This window comes from Serratia sp. 4542 (assembly GCF_016805595.1).
Classification (GTDB): domain Bacteria; phylum Pseudomonadota; class Gammaproteobacteria; order Enterobacterales; family Enterobacteriaceae; genus Serratia; species Serratia nevei.
Window position 1 is genome coordinate 404,759 of sequence record NZ_RXKV01000013.1, and the last position, 22,139, is coordinate 426,897.

Annotated in this window: 25 protein-coding genes, 4 tRNA genes and 1 other annotated feature; of the genes, 20 read left to right on the top strand and 9 right to left on the bottom strand. The window is 57.0% G+C overall.

The window, feature by feature from the left end; all coding sequences use genetic code 11:
- Positions 1 to 142 precede the first annotated feature (142 nt).
- From pncC to recX, 3 genes are all read left to right on the top strand, one after another.
- Positions 143 to 631: a nicotinamide-nucleotide amidase gene (gene pncC, locus EKL15_RS21180; protein ID WP_087762911.1), complete on the top strand. Its 489-nt coding sequence runs from the start codon at positions 143 to 145 to the stop codon at positions 629 to 631.
- Between the two features lie 111 nt (positions 632 to 742).
- Positions 743 to 1,807, top strand: a complete 1,065-nt coding sequence (gene recA / locus EKL15_RS21185; RefSeq protein WP_004932541.1) for a recombinase RecA — start codon at positions 743 to 745, stop codon at positions 1,805 to 1,807.
- Between the two features lie 60 nt (positions 1,808 to 1,867).
- On the top strand, positions 1,868 to 2,380 hold the full coding sequence (gene recX, locus EKL15_RS21190; protein WP_060440746.1) for a recombination regulator RecX: 513 nt from the start codon (positions 1,868 to 1,870) through the stop codon (positions 2,378 to 2,380).
- 40 nt (positions 2,381 to 2,420) lie between these two features.
- On the opposite strand, the gene EKL15_RS21195 is transcribed toward recX, so the two are convergent.
- Positions 2,421 to 2,564, bottom strand: a complete 144-nt coding sequence (locus tag EKL15_RS21195; protein WP_162091232.1) for a hypothetical protein — start codon at positions 2,562 to 2,564, stop codon at positions 2,421 to 2,423.
- Between EKL15_RS21195 and alaS the strand changes: the two genes are divergently transcribed.
- The 10 genes from alaS to luxS all read left to right on the top strand — a co-directional run bounded on the left by alaS (position 2,514) and on the right by luxS (position 9,820).
- On the top strand, positions 2,514 to 5,141 hold the full coding sequence (alaS, locus tag EKL15_RS21200) for an alanine--tRNA ligase (RefSeq protein WP_100396068.1): 2,628 nt from the start codon (positions 2,514 to 2,516) through the stop codon (positions 5,139 to 5,141). The two genes, EKL15_RS21195 and alaS, sit on opposite strands and share 51 nt — an antisense overlap.
- Before the next feature lie 252 nt (positions 5,142 to 5,393).
- On the top strand, positions 5,394 to 5,579 hold the full coding sequence (csrA, locus tag EKL15_RS21205) for a carbon storage regulator CsrA (RefSeq protein WP_004091602.1): 186 nt from the start codon (positions 5,394 to 5,396) through the stop codon (positions 5,577 to 5,579).
- 310 nt (positions 5,580 to 5,889) lie between these two features.
- Positions 5,890 to 5,982: transfer RNA gene (locus tag EKL15_RS21210), tRNA-Ser, on the top strand.
- A 3-nt stretch (positions 5,983 to 5,985) separates the two neighbouring features.
- Positions 5,986 to 6,062 (top strand) — tRNA-Arg (locus tag EKL15_RS21215).
- Between the two features lie 58 nt (positions 6,063 to 6,120).
- Positions 6,121 to 6,197 (top strand) — tRNA-Arg (locus tag EKL15_RS21220).
- 52 nt (positions 6,198 to 6,249) lie between these two features.
- Positions 6,250 to 6,326: transfer RNA gene (locus tag EKL15_RS21225), tRNA-Arg, on the top strand.
- 175 nt (positions 6,327 to 6,501) lie between these two features.
- Positions 6,502 to 7,068 (top strand): fructose-1-phosphate/6-phosphogluconate phosphatase, encoded by a 567-nt coding sequence (gene yqaB, locus EKL15_RS21230; protein WP_033637176.1) that lies wholly within the window; start codon positions 6,502 to 6,504, stop codon positions 7,066 to 7,068.
- Positions 7,065 to 7,493: a YqaA family protein gene (locus EKL15_RS21235; protein WP_100396069.1), complete on the top strand. Its 429-nt coding sequence runs from the start codon at positions 7,065 to 7,067 to the stop codon at positions 7,491 to 7,493. Before yqaB ends, EKL15_RS21235 begins: the two co-directional genes overlap by 4 nt.
- Before the next feature lie 82 nt (positions 7,494 to 7,575).
- A complete protein-coding gene (gshA, locus tag EKL15_RS21240) occupies positions 7,576 to 9,138 on the top strand; it encodes a glutamate--cysteine ligase (RefSeq protein WP_203090317.1) in 1,563 nt (520 codons plus the stop codon).
- A gap of 166 nt (positions 9,139 to 9,304) precedes the next feature.
- Entirely contained in the window at positions 9,305 to 9,820 is a 516-nt protein-coding gene (luxS, locus tag EKL15_RS21245) for an S-ribosylhomocysteine lyase (protein ID WP_019455133.1), read from the top strand.
- A 66-nt stretch (positions 9,821 to 9,886) separates the two neighbouring features.
- Here the strand turns inward: luxS and EKL15_RS21250 are convergent, their stop codons facing one another.
- Together EKL15_RS21250 and EKL15_RS21255 are read right to left on the bottom strand one after the other, a co-directional pair.
- On the bottom strand, positions 9,887 to 11,176 hold the full coding sequence (locus tag EKL15_RS21250) for an HlyC/CorC family transporter (protein ID WP_038871814.1): 1,290 nt from the start codon (positions 11,174 to 11,176) through the stop codon (positions 9,887 to 9,889).
- A 42-nt stretch (positions 11,177 to 11,218) separates the two neighbouring features.
- The gene (locus tag EKL15_RS21255; protein ID WP_004932506.1) at positions 11,219 to 12,010 is read right to left on the bottom strand and encodes an inner membrane protein YpjD; all 792 of its coding nucleotides are present in this window, start codon (positions 12,008 to 12,010) and stop codon (positions 11,219 to 11,221) included.
- Between the two features lie 169 nt (positions 12,011 to 12,179).
- On the opposite strand from EKL15_RS21255, the gene ffh reads away from it, so the two are divergent.
- The 5 genes from ffh to rplS all read left to right on the top strand — a co-directional run bounded on the left by ffh (position 12,180) and on the right by rplS (position 15,796).
- Complete coding sequence (gene ffh, locus EKL15_RS21260) at positions 12,180 to 13,541, top strand: signal recognition particle protein (protein ID WP_004932504.1); 1,362 nt, start codon at positions 12,180 to 12,182, stop codon at positions 13,539 to 13,541.
- 214 nt (positions 13,542 to 13,755) lie between these two features.
- Positions 13,756 to 14,004: a 30S ribosomal protein S16 gene (gene rpsP, locus EKL15_RS21265; RefSeq protein WP_004932501.1), complete on the top strand. Its 249-nt coding sequence runs from the start codon at positions 13,756 to 13,758 to the stop codon at positions 14,002 to 14,004.
- Positions 14,005 to 14,022: 18 nt separating this feature from the next.
- Positions 14,023 to 14,571 (top strand): ribosome maturation factor RimM, encoded by a 549-nt coding sequence (gene rimM, locus EKL15_RS21270; protein ID WP_019455135.1) that lies wholly within the window; start codon positions 14,023 to 14,025, stop codon positions 14,569 to 14,571.
- Positions 14,572 to 14,623: 52 nt separating this feature from the next.
- A complete protein-coding gene (gene trmD, locus EKL15_RS21275; RefSeq protein ID WP_004932485.1) occupies positions 14,624 to 15,391 on the top strand; it encodes a tRNA (guanosine(37)-N1)-methyltransferase TrmD in 768 nt (255 codons plus the stop codon).
- Positions 15,392 to 15,439: 48 nt separating this feature from the next.
- The gene (gene rplS / locus EKL15_RS21280) at positions 15,440 to 15,796 is read left to right on the top strand and encodes a 50S ribosomal protein L19 (RefSeq protein ID WP_015376707.1); all 357 of its coding nucleotides are present in this window, start codon (positions 15,440 to 15,442) and stop codon (positions 15,794 to 15,796) included.
- A 142-nt stretch (positions 15,797 to 15,938) separates the two neighbouring features.
- Here rplS and EKL15_RS21285 read toward each other — a convergent pair whose 3' ends face one another.
- The 4 genes from EKL15_RS21285 to EKL15_RS21300 form a co-directional block, all read right to left on the bottom strand.
- A complete protein-coding gene (locus EKL15_RS21285; RefSeq protein WP_016929021.1) occupies positions 15,939 to 16,166 on the bottom strand; it encodes an ogr/Delta-like zinc finger family protein in 228 nt (75 codons plus the stop codon).
- Positions 16,167 to 16,231: 65 nt separating this feature from the next.
- Positions 16,232 to 16,747, bottom strand: a complete 516-nt coding sequence (locus EKL15_RS21290) for a lysozyme (protein WP_038871806.1) — start codon at positions 16,745 to 16,747, stop codon at positions 16,232 to 16,234.
- Entirely contained in the window at positions 16,731 to 16,952 is a 222-nt protein-coding gene (locus tag EKL15_RS21295; RefSeq protein WP_038871804.1) for a holin, read from the bottom strand. The genes EKL15_RS21290 and EKL15_RS21295 overlap by 17 nt, the downstream gene beginning before the upstream one ends.
- Positions 16,953 to 17,202: 250 nt before the next feature.
- Positions 17,203 to 17,967: a YdiY family protein gene (locus EKL15_RS21300; RefSeq protein WP_047728881.1), complete on the bottom strand. Its 765-nt coding sequence runs from the start codon at positions 17,965 to 17,967 to the stop codon at positions 17,203 to 17,205.
- A gap of 506 nt (positions 17,968 to 18,473) precedes the next feature.
- On the opposite strand from EKL15_RS21300, the gene EKL15_RS21305 reads away from it, so the two are divergent.
- Positions 18,474 to 19,550: a 3-deoxy-7-phosphoheptulonate synthase gene (locus EKL15_RS21305; RefSeq protein ID WP_038871801.1), complete on the top strand. Its 1,077-nt coding sequence runs from the start codon at positions 18,474 to 18,476 to the stop codon at positions 19,548 to 19,550.
- 3 nt (positions 19,551 to 19,553) lie between these two features.
- Entirely contained in the window at positions 19,554 to 20,675 is a 1,122-nt protein-coding gene (tyrA, locus tag EKL15_RS21310) for a bifunctional chorismate mutase/prephenate dehydrogenase (protein WP_100396071.1), read from the top strand.
- A 61-nt stretch (positions 20,676 to 20,736) separates the two neighbouring features.
- Here the strand turns inward: tyrA and pheA are convergent, their stop codons facing one another.
- Both pheA and EKL15_RS21320 read right to left on the bottom strand, forming a co-directional pair.
- Positions 20,737 to 21,894, bottom strand: coding sequence for a bifunctional chorismate mutase/prephenate dehydratase (gene pheA / locus EKL15_RS21315; RefSeq protein ID WP_060425327.1), 1,158 nt, complete (start codon positions 21,892 to 21,894; stop codon positions 20,737 to 20,739).
- Positions 21,895 to 21,936: 42 nt separating this feature from the next.
- Positions 21,937 to 22,063, bottom strand: a sequence feature (Phe leader region).
- A complete protein-coding gene (locus EKL15_RS21320) occupies positions 22,015 to 22,062 on the bottom strand; it encodes a hypothetical protein (RefSeq protein ID WP_101428074.1) in 48 nt (15 codons plus the stop codon). It overlaps the preceding feature by 48 nt.
- Positions 22,064 to 22,139 lie beyond the last annotated feature (76 nt).

The window sequence follows — 22,139 nt, forward strand, 5'->3', positions numbered from 1 at the left end:
TTCTTTTGATACTAGCAGCTTGGCTGGGCGCTTAAAACCGCACCTCCTGCGAGGCGCTGCGCATTTCCACGCGTCGGCCGCCGCATCGCCTTGATAAATGCTACTATCGGGCGCATATACCTGAATTCGCGAGGGAGAGGTTATGAGTGAAAACCAACTGCGTCGGCTCAGCGTGCTGGTGGGGGAAAAACTGAAGGCACAGGGCCGCTGGATCACCTGTGCGGAATCCTGCACCGGCGGCGGTATTGCCAAGGCCATTACCGATATCGCCGGCAGCTCCGCCTATTTCGATCGCGGTTTCGTCACCTACAGCAATGCGGCGAAGCATGACCTGCTAGGGGTGAGAGAAGCCACGTTGGCGGCGCACGGCGCGGTCAGCGAAGAGGTGGTGCGTGAGATGGCGATAGGGGCGCTGCGGGCGGCGCAGGCCGATCTGGCGCTATCGGTGAGCGGCATCGCCGGCCCGGACGGCGGCAGCGCGGAAAAGCCGGTCGGTACCGTGTGGTTCGGCTTCGTCGGCAGCGATGGCCGGGGGCTGTCGCGCATGATGCAATTCGAGGGCGACCGCGACGCGGTGCGGCTGCAGGCGACGATTTTCGCGCTGCAAACCGCCATCGACGAATTTTTGTAAATTAGGCTTGATACTGTATGACCATACAGTATAATTAGTGACATTTCCTGCACAACATACATTCAGTGGCAGTGTGGGGTAACACCGGCATTGCGAAACGAAGGAGCAAAAATGGCTATTGATGAGAACAAGCAAAAGGCGTTAGCTGCGGCACTGGGCCAGATTGAGAAACAGTTCGGCAAAGGCTCCATCATGCGCCTGGGTGAAGACCGCTCCATGGACGTGGAAACGATCTCCACCGGCTCACTGTCACTCGATATCGCTCTGGGCGCCGGCGGCCTGCCGATGGGCCGCATCGTTGAAATCTACGGCCCGGAATCCTCTGGTAAAACTACCCTGACGCTGCAGGTGATCGCCGCTGCGCAGCGCGAAGGCAAAACCTGTGCGTTCATCGATGCCGAGCACGCGCTGGATCCTATCTATGCGAAAAAGCTGGGCGTCGATATCGACAACCTGCTGTGCTCCCAGCCGGACACCGGCGAGCAGGCGCTGGAAATCTGTGATGCGCTGACCCGCTCCGGCGCGGTTGACGTCATCATCGTCGACTCCGTGGCAGCGCTGACGCCGAAGGCGGAAATCGAAGGTGAAATCGGCGATTCGCATATGGGCCTGGCGGCACGCATGATGAGCCAGGCGATGCGTAAGCTGGCCGGCAACCTGAAAAACGCCAATACCCTGCTGATCTTCATCAACCAGATCCGTATGAAAATTGGTGTGATGTTCGGCAACCCGGAAACCACGACCGGCGGTAACGCCCTGAAGTTCTACGCTTCGGTGCGTCTGGATATCCGCCGCATCGGCGCCATCAAAGAGGGCGACGAAGTGGTGGGCAGCGAAACCCGCGTGAAAGTGGTGAAGAACAAAATCGCTGCGCCGTTCAAGCAGGCTGAGTTCCAAATCATGTACGGCGAAGGCATCAACAGCCGTGGCGAGCTGGTCGATCTGGGCGTGAAGCACAAGATGATCGAAAAAGCCGGCGCCTGGTACAGCTATAACGGCGAGAAGATCGGTCAGGGCAAGGCGAATGCCTGTAACTTCCTGAAAGAAAACCCGGCTATCGCCGCTGAGCTGGATAAGAAGCTGCGTGACCTGCTGCTGCACAGCGGCGGTGAACTGGTGGCCGCTTCCGGTGACGACTTCGAAGACGACGAAGCGGAAACCAGCGAGCAGTTCTAATCGCTGAAGATATGCGCCGCCGTTCGTGTGGCGCATATCCCATAAATTCAGGCTTGAATGATGAATGACTTGCTAAGCCGCGCCATGCGCCTGCTGTCGCAACGCGATCATAGTGAAGCTGAACTGCGCCGCAAACTTGCGGCGCAGCCGTTTGTGGCGAAAGCCCGTTTTGGCGGCAGGGGGCCACATGCGCCGGCATCATCGCCGGGGGCTGAAGAGCCGGTGGATCCTGCGCTGATCGAGCAGGTTATTGCCTACTGTTACCAGCATAATTGGCTAGACGATAAGCGTTTCGCTCACAGCTACATCGGCAGCCGCAGCCGCAAAGGTTACGGTGCGCAGCGTATCCGCAGTGAACTGATGCAAAAGGGTGTCGACAAAGCGCTGGTGCAGGACGCGCTGGCGGAATGCGACATCGACTGGTGCGAACAGGCGAAACAGGTGGCGCAGCGAAAATTTGGCGATGCGTTGCCAACCGACTGGAAAGAGAAAGCCAAAGTGCAGCGCTATCTGCTCTATCGCGGCTTCTTCCAGGAAGAAATTCAGTCAATTTACCGTGATTTTGCGCAATGAGCGCACACGGGGTTTTACTTCCCTCTGAAGAAAATTTATCTTATCCCCACTTTTTGTTCGTGAGCTGGTTGTCATCGTCGGGATGACGCGTCACCGGCTCACGTGTCGTTATTCTAGCCTTTCCAGGAAAATTATGAGCAAGAGCACCGCTGAGATCCGTCAAGCGTTTCTCGATTTCTTTCATAGTAAGGGTCACCAGGTTGTAGCGAGCAGCTCCCTGGTGCCTAACAATGATCCGACATTGCTGTTTACCAATGCCGGCATGAACCAATTTAAGGATGTTTTCCTGGGGCTGGACAAACGCGCCTATTCCCGTGCCACCACCTCGCAGCGCTGCGTGCGCGCAGGCGGCAAGCACAATGACCTGGAAAACGTCGGCTATACCGCCCGTCACCACACCTTCTTTGAAATGCTGGGCAACTTCAGCTTCGGCGATTACTTCAAGCATGACGCGATCAGCTACGCGTGGGAACTGCTGACCGGTGAAAACTGGTTCAACCTGCCGAAAGAGCGACTGTGGGTCACCGTGTATGAAACCGATGACGAAGCGTTCGACATCTGGCAGAAGCAAATCGGCGTACCGGCCGAGCGCATTATTCGCATCGGCGACAACAAGGGCGCGCCTTTCGCTTCCGACAACTTCTGGCAGATGGGCGACACCGGCCCATGCGGCCCGTGCACCGAGATTTTCTACGATCACGGCGATCACATCTGGGGCGGCCCTCCTGGCAGCCCGGAAGAAGACGGCGACCGCTATATCGAGATCTGGAACATCGTTTTCATGCAGTTCAACCGTCAGTCCGACGGCACCATGCTGCCGCTGCCGAAACCTTCGGTGGATACCGGTATGGGCCTGGAGCGCATCGCGGCGGTGTTGCAGCATGTGAACTCCAACTACGAAATCGATCTGTTCCGTACCCTGATCTCCGCCGTGGCAAAAGTGACCGGTGCAACCGATCTGGACAACAAATCCCTGCGCGTTATCGCCGACCACATCCGTTCCTGCGCCTTCCTGGTGTCGGATGGCGTGATCCCGTCTAACGAAAACCGCGGCTACGTGCTGCGCCGCATCATTCGTCGCGCGATCCGCCATGGCAACATGCTGGGCGCGAAAGACACCTTCTTCTACAAGCTGGTGGCGCCACTGATCGAAGTGATGGGCCCGGCGGCCGACGAACTGAAACGCCAGCAATCGTTGGTGGAGCAGGTGCTGAAAACCGAAGAGGAGCAGTTTGCCCGCACGCTGGAGCGTGGCCTGGCGCTGTTGGACGAAGAGCTGGCCAAGCTGCAGGGCGATACCCTGGACGGCGAAACCGCTTTCCGTTTGTACGATACCTACGGTTTCCCGGTCGATCTGACCGCTGACGTCTGCCGCGAGCGCGGTCTGAAAGTCGATGAAGCGGGCTTTGAAGAAGCGATGGAAGCGCAGCGCCGCCGTGCGCGCGAATCCAGCGGTTTCGGCGCCGATTACAACAGCCTGATCCGCGTGGACGGCAGCAGCCAGTTCAGCGGTTACGATCACGACGAGCAGCAGGCAACTGTCATCGCGCTGTTCCGCGACGGCCAGCCGGTCGATCGGATCAACGCCGGCGAAGAGGCGGTGGTGGTGCTGGATGAGACGCCGTTCTACGGTGAATCCGGCGGCCAGGTCGGCGATAAAGGCGTGCTGAAAGCCGCCGGCGTAGAGTTTGTGGTCAACGACACCCAGAAATACGGCCAGGCTATCGGCCACCAGGGCAAACTGGCGCAGGGCTCGCTGAAGCTGAACGATCGCGTGGATGCGCAGATCGACGCTGAGCGCCGCAACAGCATCCGTCTGAACCACTCCGCGACTCACTTGCTGCACGCCGCGCTGCGCCAAACGCTGGGCGACCACGTCGCGCAGAAAGGCTCGCTGGTTAACGACAAATATCTGCGTTTCGACTTCTCGCACTTCGAAGCGATGAAGCCGGAGCAAATCCGCGCGGTGGAAGATCTGGTGAACCAGCAGGTGCGTCGTAACCTGCCGGTACAGACCGAGCTGATGGCGTTGGAAGATGCCAAAGAGAAGGGCGCGATGGCGCTGTTCGGCGAGAAGTACGATGACAACGTGCGCGTACTGACCATGGGCGACTTCTCCACCGAGCTGTGTGGCGGTACTCATGCCAGCCGCACCGGCGATATTGGCCTGTTCCGCATTCTGAGCGAGTCGGGCACCGCGGCGGGCATTCGTCGTATTGAAGCGGTGACAGGCGCAGGCGCTATCGCCACGCTGCACCAGCAAAGCGATTTGTTGCAAGACGTTGCGCAGCTGGTTAAGGGCGACAGCAACACCCTGACCGATAAAGTGCGCTCGGTGCTCGATCGCACCCGCGCGCTGGAAAAAGAACTGCAGCAGTTGAAAGATCAGCAGGCGGCGCAGGAAAGCGCGTCGCTGTCCAGCCAGGCAAAAGTGGTTAACGGCGTGAAGCTGTTGGTCAGCCAGTTGGACAATGTCGAAGCCAAAATGCTGCGCACCATGGTGGATGACCTGAAAAATCAATTGGGTTCAGCCATCATCGTGTTGGCAACGACGGCTGATGACAAAGTCAGCCTGGTTGCAGGCGTGACCAAGGATCTGACTGACCGCGTGAAAGCCGGCGAGTTGATTGGCAACGTGGCGCAGCAGGTAGGCGGCAAGGGCGGTGGTCGTCCTGATATGGCGATGGCGGGGGGGACGGATATCAACGCCCTGCCAGCGGCGTTAAACAGCGTAGAAGCCTGGGTGGCCTCGAAGCTGTGAACATAAATAAATAGCACGCACAAACGCCATAATACTTTGTTGATTATGGCGTTTTCATACTGTGCTAACACAATTTAGTTACAATTGCGGGAACAAAGTTTTTCAGGTCGGCTAAACTTACCATTATCTGAGGTGGGACCAAGTCTGCTTACACTTATTGTGGGTTGCGCGGCTTACGTTTTCACCACATATGATGGATAATGACGGGGAAACTGAGAGACCCGACTCTTTTAATCTTTCAAGGAGCAAAGAATGTTAATTCTGACTCGTCGAGTTGGTGAAACCCTCATGATTGGCGATGAGGTTACGGTCACTGTGCTAGGGGTAAAAGGCAACCAGGTGCGTATTGGTGTGAACGCCCCCAAAGAGGTTTCGGTTCACCGTGAAGAAATCTATCAGCGCATTCAGGCAGAGAAGTCTCAGCAGACGACTTACTGATTCCGAAGCAGCGTCTCGTTGCCAGACGAGACGCTACTGCATCGTTTTACCCACTTCTTTCGTTCTCCCCTCTCTTTTTCGTGATTATTTTCCCGGTTAGTTTTCTGCTTTGTTGCTACAGACGCTGCGGTTGCCTGTTGATAAAACGCCCTTTTTGCCGTGAAATCGCCCATGTTGGGTGCGAATTGTGCAAACGCGCATGAGTTGGGAAAAATTGTTTGACTTAAAAGTCGGAGAAAGTAATATGTGCGCCACGCAGTGCCGATGAGCTTCTCTAAAGCAAGTTAGGCGCAATTCGAAAGAAGCGTTTGGTGAGGTGGCCGAGAGGCTGAAGGCGCTCCCCTGCTAAGGGAGTATGCGGTCAAAAGCTGCATCCGGGGTTCGAATCCCCGCCTCACCGCCATTTGCATCCGTAGCTCAGCTGGATAGAGTACTCGGCTACGAACCGAGCGGTCGGAGGTTCGAATCCTCCCGGATGCACCATATTAGCCGTATGGTAGAGTTGGGAACAAAGTACCATAGGGTATCAAAGAATTACTGTGCATCCGTAGCTCAGCTGGATAGAGTACTCGGCTACGAACCGAGCGGTCGGAGGTTCGAATCCTCCCGGATGCACCATTCTTTAAGTCTGGCTTCATTAGCGAAGCAGGCAAGCAGTAAAAATAGTAATGCATCCGTAGCTCAGCTGGATAGAGTACTCGGCTACGAACCGAGCGGTCGGAGGTTCGAATCCTCCCGGATGCACCATCTAAGAGAAACCCGCTTCGGCGGGTTTTTCGCTTTTCAGCATTTAGCCATTCTCTCTCCCCCGTCCTCCTTTGCGCCCGATCGGGCACAGCACATTCCGTTATGACGCAGTCAGCGACAACCCAACGGCTTTACGCTAAAGTAGTTTTCTTTCCTCAACGATCATGGAGTAACGATGTACGACCGCTATCAGGGTCTTATTTTCGACATGGACGGCACGATTCTGGACACCGAGCCAACGCACCGCAAAGCGTGGCGTGAAGTGCTGTCCCGTTATGGCATGACGTTTGATGAAGCGGCCATGGTGGCGCTGAGCGGTTCACCGACCTGGCGCATCGCCCAGGCGATTATCGCCAGCCATCAGGCCGATCTCGATCCCCATCACCTGGCCGCGGAGAAAACCCGCGCGGTGGAAGCGATGCTGTTGGACAGCGTGCGTCCATTGCCGCTGATCGAGGTGGTGAAGTCCTATCACGGCCGCCGTCCGATGGCGGTCGGTACCGGCAGCGAGCACCGCATGGCGGAAATGCTGCTGCGTCATCTCGGCCTGTTCAACTGCTTCGACGCGATCGTCGGTGCGGACGACGTGCAGCGCCACAAACCGGAGCCGGACACCTTCTTGCGCTGTGCCGAACTGATCGGCGTGCCGCCGGAAAAATGCGTGGTGTTTGAAGACGCCGATTTCGGCATTCAGGCGGCGAAAAGTGCCGGTATGGCTGTGGTAGACGTCCGTACGCTGTGAGTAGTACGCTAGCCGTAATATCGTTATTTGGCAGTAGCTTCCTCAGTGCGACGCTGCTGCCGGGAAATTCAGAAATCGTTCTGGTCGCCTTGCTGACCCAGGGTCGCGTCTCGCCGGAGTTGCTGGTGCTGGCCGCGACCCTGGGCAATACGCTGGGTGGCTTGACCAATGTCATTATCGGGCGCCTGTTACCGGCGTTGAAACCACAGCGGGGGCTGGCAACGGCGCTCGGGTGGCTGCAACGCTTCGGCCCGGCTGCGCTGCTGCTCAGCTGGGTGCCGGTGGTGGGCGATTTGTTGTGCGTGTTGGCAGGTTGGCTGCGCATGCCCTGGGGCTCTGTCGCGCTGTTTCTGTGTATCGGAAAGGCGCTGCGTTACATCGTTTTGGCTATGATAACGGTACAGGGTATCGCCTGGTGGCAGTAACCAAGTGAATATAACTCAATATTCTCTCGGGTGCGGATTCAGTATGCTTACGAGTTATTGTTTTTAGAAGCGGGAGGTCAATTTGATCCCGGACGTATCACAGGCGCTTTCTTGGTTGGAAGCCCATCCCCAGGCATTAAAAGGCATTCGTCGCGGCATCGAGCGTGAAACGCTGCGGGTCACGCCGAACGGCACCTTGGCGACCACCGGGCATCCGGAAAAGCTGGGCGCGGCATTGACGCACCACTGGATCACCACGGATTTCGCCGAAGCGCTGTTAGAGTTCATTACGCCGGTTGATGACAACATCGATCACCTGCTGACGTTCCTGCACGATATTCATCGTTACGTGGCGCGCAATATCGGCGATGAGCGCATGTGGCCGCTCAGCATGCCGTGCTTTATCGAAGCCGAGCAGGATATCGAGCTGGCGCAGTTTGGTTCGTCGAACATCGGCCGCATGAAGACGCTGTACCGCGAAGGGTTGAAGAATCGCTACGGCGCGCTGATGCAGACCATTTCCGGCGTGCACTACAACTTCTCGCTGCCGCTGGAGTTTTGGCAGGCCTGGGCCGGGGTGCAGGACGCAGAAAGCGGTAAAGAGCAGATCTCGGCGGGGTATTTCCGCCTGATCCGCAACTATTACCGTTTCGGTTGGGTGATCCCGTATCTGTTCGGCGCATCGCCGGCCATTTGTTCTTCGTTCCTCAAAGGGCGTGAGACCAATCTGCCGTTCGTGCGCACCGAGCAGGGGATGTGCTACCTGCCGTACGCCACCTCGCTGCGTCTGAGCGACCTGGGTTACACCAACAAGTCGCAGAGCAATTTGGGTATCACCTTCAACGATCTGCACAGCTATGTGGCCGGTCTGAAGCGGGCAATTGCGACGCCTTCTGAAGAGTTCGCCAAGCTGGGCGTGAAAGAGGGCGATCGCTACCTGCAGCTGAACAGCAACGTGCTGCAAATAGAGAACGAGCTGTATGCGCCGATCCGGCCGAAGCGCGTGACCCAAAGCGGCGAGACGCCGTCGGACGCGCTGCTGCGCGGCGGCATCGAATATATCGAAGTGCGTTCGCTGGATATCAACCCGTTCTCGCCAATCGGCGTGGACGCGGTGCAGGCGCGTTTCCTGGATCTGTTCCTGGTGTGGTGCGCGCTGGCCGATGCGCCGGAGATGAGCAGCGATGAACTGCTGTGCACGCGCAAGAACTGGAACCGGGTGATTCTGGAAGGGCGCAAGCCGGGCCAGACCATCGGCATCGGCTGTGGCGCCAGCCATGAACCGCTCGAAAAAGTGGGTAAGGCGCTGTTCGCCGATCTGCGTCGGGTGGCGGAAGTGTTGGACGGCGAAGCCGGCAACCGTCAATACCAGCAGGTGTGTGATGAGCTGGTTGCCGCGTTCGACGATCCTGAGTTGACATTCTCTGCGCGCATTCTGAAGGCGATGAAGGCGGAAGGCACCGGGCGCGTCGGGTTGCAGCTGGCGGAGCAGTATCGTAAGACGTTGCTGGAAGAGCCGTTGGAAATCCTGAACGAAGCCGAGCTGGATAAAGAGCGGGAAGCCTCGTGGCAGCGCCAACGCGACATAGAAGCTAATGATACGCTAAGCTTTGAAGCGTTCCTGAAGCAAAACGGCGGAAGCTGAAAAAGAAAAAGGCCACATCAATGTGGCCAAATATGCATCTCTGATGACAGGGATGATGATAACAAATGCGCGTCTTTCACATACTCAGACTCGCAGGGTTGGAAAAGGTTTCCCGGTTAGGAAAAAAAGTTTCGAAATAAATGCTCTTTTACGAGGAGGTAGCGAAATGCCATTGCTGGATAGCTTTACCGTCGATCATACCCGTATGGCAGCTCCGGCTGTCCGCGTTGCGAAAACCATGAAAACGCCTCATGGCGATACCATCACGGTGTTTGATCTGCGCTTTTGCCGCCCGAACCTGGAAGTGATGCCCGAGCGTGGCATTCACACGCTGGAACACCTGTTCGCCGGCTTTATGCGTGACCACCTGAACGGCCAGGGCGTGGAGATTATCGACATCTCCCCAATGGGCTGTCGTACCGGTTTCTACATGAGCCTGATCGGCGTGCCGGAAGAGCAGCGCGTAGCCGATGCGTGGAAAGCGGCGATGGCCGACGTGCTGAAAGTAACCGACCAGCGCAAAATCCCTGAGCTGAACGAATACCAGTGCGGCACTTACCATATGCACTCGCTGGAAGAAGCGCAGGAGATTGCCAAGCACATCCTGGATAACGACGTGGTGGTTAACCACAACGACGAGCTGGCGCTGCCGAAAGAGAAGCTGCAGGAACTGCATATCTAGCCGCGAGTTTCCCGCAGAGATAAAAAAAGACGCGATTTAGCGTCTTTTTTACTTTCAGACTGGCGGTCAGTGATGGCCGACGCTGGACTGCAGCGAGGTGATCGGCGTGACTCGCACCTGTTTGATCATGTTGCCCTGCACGTCGAGAATGTCGATATCGTAATGGCCGATACGCACCCGGGTGCCGGTTTCAGGGATCTCTTCCAGCTCTTCGAGCAGCATGCCGTTGACGGTGCGGGCCTCGCTGGCCGGCAGGGTCCAGTTGAAGGCTTTGTTCAGTTCGCGCACGTTGGCGGTACCGTCGATCAAGACCGAGCCATCGCTCTGCGGCGTGACCTCTTCCGCCAACGTTGGTGACATCGAGGTGGTGAAGTCGCCGACGATCTCTTCGAGAATGTCTTCTACCGTGACCAGGCCCTGAATGTCGCCGTACTCGTCGACCACGATGCCGACCTTCTCTTTGTTGCGCTGGAACTTCACCAGCTGCACGTTGAGCGGCGTGCCTTCAGGCACGAAGTAGATCTCATCGGCGGCGCGCAGCAGGTTCTCTTTGTTGAACTCTTTTTTCTCGGTCATCAGGCGGTAGGCTTCGCGCACGCGCAGCATGCCGATCGCGTCGTCCAGCGAGCTGCGATACAGCACGATGCGGCCGTGCGGCGAGTGGGTCAGCTGGCGCATGATCGACTTCCAGTCGTCGTTGACGTCGATGCCGACGATCTCGGTGCGCGGCACCATGATGTCGTTAACCGTCACCTTTTCCAGATCCAGCACCGAAATCAGCATGTCCTGGTTGCGTCGGGAGATTTGCGACTGGGATTCGCGCACGATAGTGCGCAGTTCATCCTTGCTGACGGCGTCGCTGATGCGCACGTTGGTGCGGATGCCGAACAGGCGCAAGGTCAGGCTGGTGATGCCGTTGAGCAGCCAGACCAGCGGGAACATCACCTTTTGCAATGGGGCCAGCAGGACGCTGCTGGGGAAGGCAATACGTTCCGGATAGAGGGCGGCGAAGGTCTTTGGCAGCACTTCGGCGAACAGCAGCACGGCGAAGGTCAGTATGCCGGTCGCGATCGCCACGCCGAGATCGCCATACAGCCGCATGCCGACGATGGTCGCCAGCGCCGAGGCGAGGATGTTGACCAGGTTGTTGCCGATCAGCACCAGGCCGATCAGCCGATCCGGTTTTTGCAGCAGCTTCTCCACCCGACGCGCCGAGCGGTTGCCCTGTTTGGACAGGTGACGCAGGCGATAACGGTTGAGCGTCATCATGCCGGTTTCGGAAGCGGAGAAGTAAGCGGAGACCACGATCATGATCACCAGGATAATGATGAGGGTCCCCGTCGACACATGCTCCAATGCAGTATTCCTTATAGAGAGGGAGAATTGAGCCGGGCTGGCTTAGCGGACCATCACCTGCTGAATCAGACGGCTGCCGAAGTAGGCGAGCGTCAGCAGGAAAGCGCCGGCGAAGCTGAACCAGACGACGCGGCGGCCGCGCCAGCCTTCATGGTAATGGCCCCACAACAGCACGATATACACGAACCAGGCCATGATCGACAGCACGGCTTTATGCACGTTCTCTTTGCTGAACAGATTATCCATGTACAGCAAGCCGGTGCACAGGGTGAGCGTCAGCAGCACCACGCCGATCTGGGTGATATGGAACATCTTGCGCTCGATGCTCATCAGCGGCGGCATGTCGGCGCTAAAGGTCAACTTCTTGTTTTTCAGAAGGTAATCGAGCCAGGCGAGCTGCAAGGCGTAGAGCGCGGCGATGATCAGGGTAGCGTAAGAGAACAGCGCCAGGCCGATATGCACCATCAGTTCCGGGCTGGCTTCCAGGTGAGTGATGAACTCGCCGGGCATGAAGCTGGCGAAGGCCAGGTTGATCATCGCGAAGCTGTAGACGATCGGCAGCAGGAACCAGCCGCGGTCGCGCGAGGCGACGAAGGTCATCACCGAGCAGATGATCAGGCTGACGATGGAGCCAATGTTCAGCAGGCTGAGATTCTGCCCGGCGCTGACGTCAAAGATGCGCTGCTGCAGCGCGATGGCATGGCAAATCAGCGCCACCACCGCCGAGACGAGGGCAAGCCGACGGTATGCGCTGTTCTTCCGCAACAAGCTGGGAATGATCAGTCCAAGGCTGAGCAGGTAGGCCATCAAAGCCACAATGGAGAAAACTGGCATAGCGTTTAATTTTGCTTCGGCGTGGTTAATTGGAGTGTCAGTATAACGTTGCGCGCGTTTCACTCCAACCTATCTCCAACGCTGAGGCAGAGATCCGCCGCGCTTCGTGTTATCATCGGCGCAATTGTGTCGCCGGAGCGGCCTGTCATTACACGTTGAGCATGAGACGATGTTTGAAAATTTAACCGATCGATTGTCGCGCACGTTGCGCAATATCAGCGGCCGCGGGCGGCTGACCGAAGAGAATATCAAGGAAACCCTGCGTGAAGTGCGCATGGCATTGCTGGAAGCGGACGTTGCGCTGCCGGTGGTGCGCGACTTCATCAACCGCGTCAAAGAGAGCGCGGTCGGTCATGAAGTCAACAAGAGCCTGACGCCGGGGCAGGAGTTCGTCAAGATCGTCAAGGGCGAGCTGATCGCCGCGATGGGCGAAGTCAACACCGAGCTGAATCTGGCGGCCCAGCCGCCGGCGGTGGTGCTGATGGCGGGCTTGCAGGGTGCCGGTAAAACCACCAGCGTCGGTAAACTCGGCAAATTCCTGAAAGAAAAACAGAAGAAGAAAGTGTTGGTGGTTTCCGCGGACGTTTATCGCCCGGCGGCGATCAAACAGCTGGAAACGCTGGCGGAAGGCGTCGGCATCGATTTCTTCCCGTCTGACGTCAAAGAAAAACCGATCGACATCGTCAATCGCGCGCTGCAACAGGCCAAGCTGAAATTCTACGACGTACTGATCGTCGATACCGCCGGCCGTTTGCACGTTGACGAAGCGATGATGGACGAGATCAAACAGGTGCACGCGGCGATCAAGCCGGTGGAAACCCTGTTCGTGGTCGACGCCATGACCGGCCAGGACGCCGCCAATACCGCCAAGGCGTTTAACGAAGCGCTGCCGCTGACCGGCGTGGTGCTGACCAAGGTCGACGGCGACGCGCGCGGCGGTGCCGCGCTGTCCATCCGTCATATCACCGGCAAGCCGATCAAATTCCTCGGCGTGGGCGAGAAGACCGAAGCGCTGGAGCCGTTCTACCCGGATCGCGTGGCATCGCGCATCCTGGGCATGGGCGACGTGCTGTCGCTGATCGAAGATATCGAAAGCAAGGTCGACCGCGAGCAGGCGGAGAAGTTGGCCAACAAGCTGAAGAAGGGTGACGGTTTCGATCTGACCGACTTCCTGGAGCAGCTCAAGCAGATGCGCAACATGGGCGGCATGGCCAACATGCTGAGCAAGCTGCCGGGCGCCGGCCAGCTGCCGGACAACGTCAAGTCGCAGATGGACGATAAAGTGCTGGTGCGCATGGAGGCGATCATCAACTCGATGACGCTGAAAGAGCGCGCCAAACCGGAAATCATCAAGGGCTCGCGCAAGCGCCGCATCGCGATGGGGGCCGGCATGCAGGTGCAGGACGTCAACCGCTTGCTGAAGCAGTTCGACGAAATGCAGCGTATGATGAAGAAGATGAAGAAAGGCGGTATGGCGAAGATGATGCGCGGCATGAAAGGTATGATGCCGCCGGGCTTCCCAGGCCGCTGATGGGCCTCCGCACGCCGAGTGTGGGCGCTTTCAGCATTCGCCGTTCGCGGTGAAAACCGCCCGAAATTTGACAGGCAGCAAAAGTTGTCCCCTGCGATCGACGCTTTAGATTGCTTTTTGCGCCAAAATGAGTAAAATTTTCGGGCTTTTTATATTGCAACCGGGCCCCGTCCCTCAATGGGGCCCGGCTGTTTTATTAACTAAAGAGGATGTTATGGTAACAATTCGTTTGGCACGTGGCGGCGCTAAAAAGCGTCCGTTCTATCAAGTAGTAGTGACCGACAGCCGCAACGCTCGTGATGGTCGTTTCATCGAGCGCGTAGGCTTCTTCAACCCGATCGCTTCCGGTCAGGCTGAAGCACTGCGTCTGGACCTGGACCGCATCGAGCACTGGGTTGGTCTGGGTGCAACCGTTTCTGATCGCGTTCACGCGCTGATCAAAGACGCTAAGAAAGCAGCTTAATCTGTCGCGGTGGTGGCAATGAGCAAGCAACTCAAACCGGTAGCGCCTAAGCAGCCGATTGTACTCGGTAAAATGGGGTCCGCTTACGGCATTCGTGGTTGGCTCAGAGTGTTTTCATCCACCGAGAACGCCGAAAGCATTTTTGACTATCAGCCGTGGTTTATCCAGCAGGCGGGTCAGTGGCAGCATATCGAGTTGGAAGACTGGAAGCGCCACAGTCAGGATCTGATCATCAAGGTCAAAGGCATTGACGATCGGGACGCGGCGAATCTGCTGACTAATCGCGAGATTATGGTGGATTCTGAGCAACTTCCTCCGCTGGAGGGTGACGATTACTACTGGAAAGACCTGATGGGCTGCCAGGTAGTCACCACCGCCGGCTACGAGCTGGGTAAAGTCATCGATATGATGGAAACCGGCTCGAACGATGTGATGGTTGTGAAAGCGAACCTGAAAGATGCGTTCGGCATGAAGGAGCGGTTGATTCCGTTTCTTCATGGGCAGGTTATCAAGAAAGTCGATCTCACTGCCCGCGTGATCGAGGCAGATTGGGATCCTGGTTTTTGACCCCCGGATCAAACGGTCGAAGCAAGTGGAATAACGGTAAGGGGATTGGCTTGTGTTCATCGGTATTGTAAGCCTGTTTCCTGAGATGTTCCGCGCTATCACCGATTACGGGGTGACTGGCCGGGCAGTAAAAAATGGCCTGCTGAGCGTGCAGTGTTGGAGTCCTCGCGACTTCACCTACGACCGGCATCGCACCGTGGACGATCGCCCTTATGGCGGCGGCCCGGGAATGCTGATGATGGTGCAACCTTTACGGGAAGCCATTCATGCGGCGAAAGCAGCGGCAGGCGAGGGAGCAAAGGTGATTTATCTGTCACCTCAGGGGCGCAAGCTGGATCAAACCGGCGTGTGCGAACTGGCGGCCAATCAGAAGATGATTCTGGTGTGCGGCCGTTACGAAGGGATAGACGAGCGCGTAATCCAAACCGAAATTGACGAAGAGTGGTCAATCGGCGATTACGTTCTCAGCGGCGGGGAACTGCCGGCGATGACCCTGATTGATTCAGTCGCCCGTTTCATACCGGGTGTGCTGGGCCATCAGGCCTCAGCGGAGGAAGACTCCTTCGCCGACGGATTGCTGGACTGCCCGCACTATACCCGCCCAGAGGTGTTGGAAGGGATGGAAGTACCGCCGGTTCTACTGTCGGGCAACCATGCCGAGATACGTCGCTGGCGCTTAAAGCAGTCGCTGGGCCGAACCTGGCTTAGAAGACCTGAACTTCTAGAAAGCCTAGCTCTGACTGACGAGCAAGCGGTGTTGCTGGCTGAGTTCCAACGGGAACATCAGGCCAGGCAACAGGACTATGAAGGAAACGTCTGACATCAGACGGGACCGATATATCAGTTTACCTAGGGTAAGAGACATATTATGAGCAACATTATTAAGCAACTTGAACAAGAGCAGATGAAACAAGACGTACCTGCATTCCGTCCGGGTGATTCCGTGGAAGTGAAGGTATGGGTCGTTGAAGGTAGCAAAAAACGTCTGCAGGCATTCGAGGGCGTGGTTATCGCTATCCGTAACCGCGGTCTGCACTCTGCATTCACTGTTCGTAAGATTTCCAACGGCGAAGGTGTTGAGCGCGTATTCCAGACTCACTCCCCAGTAATCGACAGCATTACTGTTAAACGTCGTGGTGCCGTTCGTAAAGCTAAACTGTACTACCTGCGTGAACGTACTGGTAAGGCTGCTCGTATCAAAGAGCGTCTGAACCGCGTTAACTAACGCTGCATCCAAAAGTTAATAGTTATCAGGGGTTGGCCTATGCCAGCCCCTTTTTTTATCTGAAAATCCAGCTGCGTTGCATTTGCGAGATTTGGCCACGTTGTAGCGACATTAAAAAGCCTGCATCAGCAGGCTTTTTGCATTACAGCGCGGCGGCGCTTTGTTTATGCTGATTCTCCGGCGGGTGCGGCTGCGCCGGGACAATGTCATCGCCGGGCTTGACGATCACCCGTGCAACGGATTCGTGCGTGGCGAACGTGCAGCTGCAGTTGATGTTGCGGCATTGATGGTAACGCTCTTTGGTCGATTCGCTCAGATAGCGACTGGAGCGAGTGTGGGCCACGTGACCGCATAGTGGACAGTGCATCATAAGAACCCCCCTTGAACAAATTAAGTGAAATTGTTGTGGCATCACCACTTAGGCGAGCGAGCCCGTCATGATGAGGCAATGCCTTGCAAGCACAGTGCGCGTTCCGTGGCGCGTCGCTGTTCCAGCCCCTTGTTTTTCTTTCCGTTTACGTAAACCCATCGTGGCAACTGATCGCAAGCCTGTTGCCACTGGCGCTGCTGCAGCAGCGTGACCAGCGTGGAGTGGCAGGCGGCGCTGATGCCCACGTTGAAGGCGAAGGCGATCACCGCGTCATAGGTTTCTTGTGGGAGCGTTTGCGGCAGGCAGGCGGCCATGCCACGCTCGGTGCGGCGAACATCGTCTACCAAATCCACAGCGGCTTGCCGCTCATCGATAGCCTGGCCCGGGATGACGCCGGCGGTGTGTCCAATGCCCTGTGTCCACACTCCGGCGCTGCACTGGTAAGGCGACAGGCGGCAACCTTCGAGATCGGCGATCAGCCTGAGGCCGGCTTCTGAGGTTTGCAGCTCGCCAAATGACGGTAACAGCACGGCGATGGCCAAAACGGCGGCGACGCTGCAGCGCTTAACGATTGCACTCATCGTAAATTTTCCTCCGTGATGCCGCATTGCGCTCAATAGCCTTCAAGATCTGCAGGCTTTTACGTCGGTAGTACCAGTTCACCAGAAACGTGCCGATTCCTACCGCCGCACCGACTAAAAAGGCAATGTCCTGCGGAGAGAGCCTGCCGAGCCAGGCGAGAAACAGCGCCATGGCGTAGGTGATGAATGAGGTGATTTTCTCCATAGCTTATGCTCACTTTGTTTACAGTCTCTCGGAGCTGGGGGTTATCGATGCGTTGTTGGCCACTCGCTATCGAAATCCATCATGCCACGAGGCTGTATAATAATTACTGTATATGCATACAGTATTAAGCTATTTGCTAAAGTCGTCAATGGGCGAGATGAATATTTTTAGCAGATTGTGCAAGAGAGAGCGGCGGGTATAAAAAAAGCCCATCGATGATGGGCTTCGAGAGATTCTGGGCGGGGGGAGGTTACAGGCCGTAGACCAGCGTGACCGAGGTGGTGGTATCGGTGTTTTTCGGTGCGGAGGCCGGCGGTTTGCTGTTGTAGGTCACGGTGTAGGCCACGCGCAGTGAGAAGCGATCGTTGATCGCCACGTTCAACGCGCTTTCCGAGTTCAGCGTGGTTTCCTCGTTCGCCAGCGCGGAAACGCCCTGAATGAACTTGGTGTTGTCGGTCAGCTGATAGGAATAGTTGGCCGCACCGTAGGCCAGCCCTTTGGTCGAGCGGCCGCCGCCGTGGTATTCGTCATGGCGTACGCCGGGACCAAATTCCACCCGCAGATCGCTGAGCGGCCCGTTGAGGAGTTGGCGGCCGTAACCGCCGGTCAGCGTGGAGCGCGAGTCATAACCGTTGAAACGGTCGCTCAGCCAGCTGGCCTGGCCGAACAGGTAGTTGCGATCGGTCAGGTTATAGCGCGTACGGCCACCGGCCTGGTACTTTTCGGACGAGCGCACGTTGGAGGAGGTGGTGTTGTTGGCCGCCCCCCACAGGCTATATGCCGCGTCGGTATTGAACCAGGTCATATTGGTGTTGGCCAACAGGGTGGAGCTTTGCGAGTTGCCGGACTGGGCGTTGTAGCCCGCCTGCACGTTGCCTTCGAACGGTTTCTTGGCGGTGGCCGGATCGTCCATCGCGGTGAAAAGCGTATTGTCGGCAAGGGCTGAAACACTGGTGAAAGTCGTTAAGCAACAAATATACAGCGGAAAAGCGCGACGAGCGCGAGAAGAGAGCATCTTGGATCCAGTTGTTAAGGGTGGTTATTGTTGATGACGGTCACATTATATCGGTTCACTTCGGCGACAAAAATAGCCGCCATTAGCTTAAGTTTTTAATTTTTATTCCTCATTTATTCGCTTTTCTTCTACTTAAATTCATCGCTTTCGGCGGCATTTCGTGCTGAGCCTGACGGTATCCGCTACTGTCCGTTCGTGGGCGCCGAGACGGGCGGTGTATCTTCCCTGTAAAACTAATTGTACAAATATGTTTACGATTGGGTGTTTTGGTTCGCAGGGTGCCTAGGCGCGTTCTGATGATCCTGTAATTTTATTATATTATTGATTTAAATGAATTTAATTGTATTTTACTGATGTTTTTATACATGTTTTTTTATAAGCAAAAGCACGGTAATTTTTTATTTACGGAAATTGGATTGAAATCTTTACATCGCGTGATAAGGTAGAGCCCTGAAACGCTCAATGTTCCATTTCAACGCATAACGCCAAACGACAGGAATAGCATCATGCAAAAAGACGCGCTCAATAACGTACATATCAGTGCAGAACAGGTTCTCATCACGCCGGAGGAGCTGAAGAACCAGTTCCCGCTTAGCGCCGACGACGAAAATGAAATCGCCACCGCGCGCAACACCATCGCCAACATTTTGCAGGGGCGCGATCATCGCCTGTTGGTGGTGTGCGGGCCTTGTTCGATCCACGATCCGGATGCGGCGCTGGATTACGCCCGTCGTTTGAAAACCCTGGCGGCTGACTTGAGCGATCAGCTGTATATCGTTATGCGCGTCTATTTTGAAAAACCCAGAACCACTGTCGGCTGGAAAGGTTTGATCAACGATCCGTACATGGACGGTTCGTTTGACGTTGAAGCAGGCTTGCATATCGCGCGTCGCCTGTTGCTGGATCTGGTGGGCATGGGCTTGCCGTTGGCTACCGAAGCGTTGGATCCGAACAGCCCGCAGTACCTGGGGGACTTGTTCAGCTGGTCGGCGATCGGCGCGCGCACCACCGAATCGCAGACCCACCGCGAAATGGCTTCCGGCCTGTCGATGCCGGTCGGGTTCAAAAACGGCACCGACGGCAGTCTGGGCACCGCCATCAACGCCATGCGCGCCGCCGCTATGCCGCACCGCTTCGTCGGCATCAACCAGGCGGGCCAGGTTTGCCTGCTGCAGACGCAGGGCAACCCGGACGGGCACGTGATCCTGCGCGGCGGCAAAACCCCGAACTACAGCGCCGAGCACGTTGCGGCCTGTGAAAAACAGATGCTCGAGGCGGGACTCCATCCGTCCTTGATGATAGATTGCAGCCATGGCAACTCGAATAAAGACTATCGCCGTCAGCCGGCGGTGGCCGAGTCCGTGGTGGAGCAGATCAAAGCGGGCAACCGTTCGATCACCGGCATTATGCTGGAGAGCCATCTGCATGAGGGCAATCAGTCTTCCGAACAGCCGCGTGCAGACATGCGTTACGGTGTGTCCGTCACCGACGCCTGCATCGACTGGGAGAGCACGGAAACGCTGCTGCGTCATATGCATCAGGAACTCGGCGCTGCGCTGACGGCACGCACGGGAGAAAAGTAAGTTATGGTGGCAGAACTGACCGCGCTGCGCGATCAAATCGACGAGGTGGACAAAGCGTTGCTGGATCTGCTGGCAAAACGCCTGCATCTGGTAGCGGAAGTGGGGGAGGTGAAAAGCCGCCACGGTTTACCGGTTTATGTGCCGGAGCGCGAGGCGGCGATGCTGGCCTCGCGCCGTCAGGAGGCGGAAAACCTCGGGGTGCCGCCGGATTTGATTGAGGACGTCTTGCGCCGCGTGATGCGCGAATCATACGTCAGCGAGAACGATAAAGGCTTTAAAACCCTGTGCCCACAGCTGCGGCCGATCGTCATCATCGGCGGCAACGGCCAGATGGGCCGGCTGTTCAACCGTCTGCTGACGCTGTCGGGTTATCAGGTCAGGGTATTGGATCAGGAAGATTGGCCGCAGGCGGAACAGCTGTTGGCCGACGCCGGCATGGTGATCGTCAGCGTGCCGATTCATGTGACAGAGCAGGTGATAAGCCGCCTGCCAACGTTGCCCGACGACTGTATTCTGGTGGATTTGGCGTCGGTGAAGAACCGTCCGCTGCATGCGATGTTGGCGGTGCACAACGGCCCGGTGGTGGGGCTGCACCCGATGTTCGGCCCGGACGTGGGCAGCGTGGCGAAGCAGGTAGTGGTTTACTGCGACGGCCGCCAGCCGGAGGCTTACCAGTGGTTGCTTGAGCAGCTGCAGGTGTGGGGCGCGCGGCTGCATCGCATCAGCGCGGTCGAACACGATCAGAACATGGCGTTTATTCAGGCGCTGCGGCACTTCGCCACCTTCGCCTACGGGTTGCACCTGGCGGAAGAGAACGTGCAACTGGAGCAGTTGCTGGCGCTCTCCTCGCCGATCTACCGGCTGGAGCTGGCGATGGTTGGCCGCCTGTTTGCGCAGGATCCGCAACTTTACGCCGATATCATCATGTCGTCGGAAGAAAACGTGGCGCTGATTAAGCGTTACTACCAGCGCTTCGGCGAGGCGATAAAGCTGTTGGAGCATGGCGACAAACAGGCGTTTATCGACAGTTTCCGCAAGGTGGAGCACTGGTTCGGCGATTACGCCCAGCGCTTCCTGGTGGAGAGCCGCACGCTGTTGCGGCAGGCTAACGACAGCCGGCAGTAAAACGCGGGTGGTAAACGTAAAGGTAAGGGGTTCGGCTTGGCCGAACCCTTTTTTTATGGTTTCAGGATGGGTTGACCGGCACCACGGTGTCGCTCGGGTAACAGCCCAGTACCTTCAGCGAGCGGGTGATTGGTGCCAGATCGCGCAGCGCTTTTTGCATCGCGTCGGCACGCAGATTGGCCTGCACATCGATATAAAACATCTCTTCCCACGGATTGCCGTTGATCGGGCGTGACTCCAGCTTGGTCATGATGATGCCGTTGTCGCGCAGAACCAGCAGCGCTTCGACCAGTGCGCCGGATTGCTGGCCGGTCGCCATGATCAGCGTGGTTTTGGCCGGCACCTGTTCGGAGACGTCAATCGCTTTACGCGCCAGGACGATAAAGCGGGTGATGTTCTGCTGCTGGTTGGCAAGGTTGTGTTCCAGCACCTGCAGCCCGTACAGGGCGCCGCCGGCTTCGCTGCCCAGCGCCGCTACCTTCGGTGAATTCAGCTTGGCGACTTTCTCCATCGCGGCGGCGGTGCTTTCGGTGTATTCGATTTTCCAGTGCGGGAAGCGGTTCAGGAACTGGCTGCACTGCTGGAACGGCTGCGGGTGACTGTAGACGGTTTCAATCTGGCTCAAATCACTGTCGCCGGCAATCAGAACGCAGTGGTTGATCGGGTTAGTCAGCTCGCCGACGATCGACAGACTGGTGTGTTGCAGCAGATCGTACACCTCGTTAATCGAGCCGGAGCTGGTGTTCTCGATCGGCAGTATCGCGTAGTCCGCCTGGCCGGTTTCCACCTGGGTGAAGATATCCTGAAACTTCTGGCAGCCGCATTCGATCAGCTGATCGAAATGGCGGGCGGCGTATTGACGCGCCGCCAGATGTGAATAAGAGCCTTTCGGGCCGAGGAAGGCGATGCGGGCGGAGTGCTGGCTGACGGGGTTGAGCTGGTGCTGCAGCAGCGCCTGTTGGGTCAGAACGGAGTCTTCAATGATCAGTTGGAACAGGCGGGTGACGTAGAAGCCGTCCAGATCGTAAGGTTTGGCGGCGGCGATCAGCGCGTCCAGCAGGTCGCGCTCGCGTTCTTTATCGCGGATCGGGCGGTGAGAGTGCAGCTTGGTCTTGCCGACTTCGATCGCCAGCTCACGGCGTTCCGCCAGCAGGGCCAACAGTTTCAAGTCCAGTGCGCTGATGCGCTCGCGCAGCACCAATAACGGGTTGTCAGTCATAATCAGCTTCCGCCTTCAGTTCTTATTCGTTGTAAAATAGCCATAAAAAAAGCCCCCTGTTTCCAGGAGGCCTTGTTGTTCGTCTTCGCATTCTTTCTCACACGACGAAACGCCTCCCAGTCAGGGGAAGGTAAAAAAGAATGCGAAGAAAAACGGTGTGCGTGGCATGGTCTACCTAAGGTTAATGCGATCAGGTTTTAAAGTAACCGCTGGCCTTTACCCCGTCAACAAAAATACCCGACAAA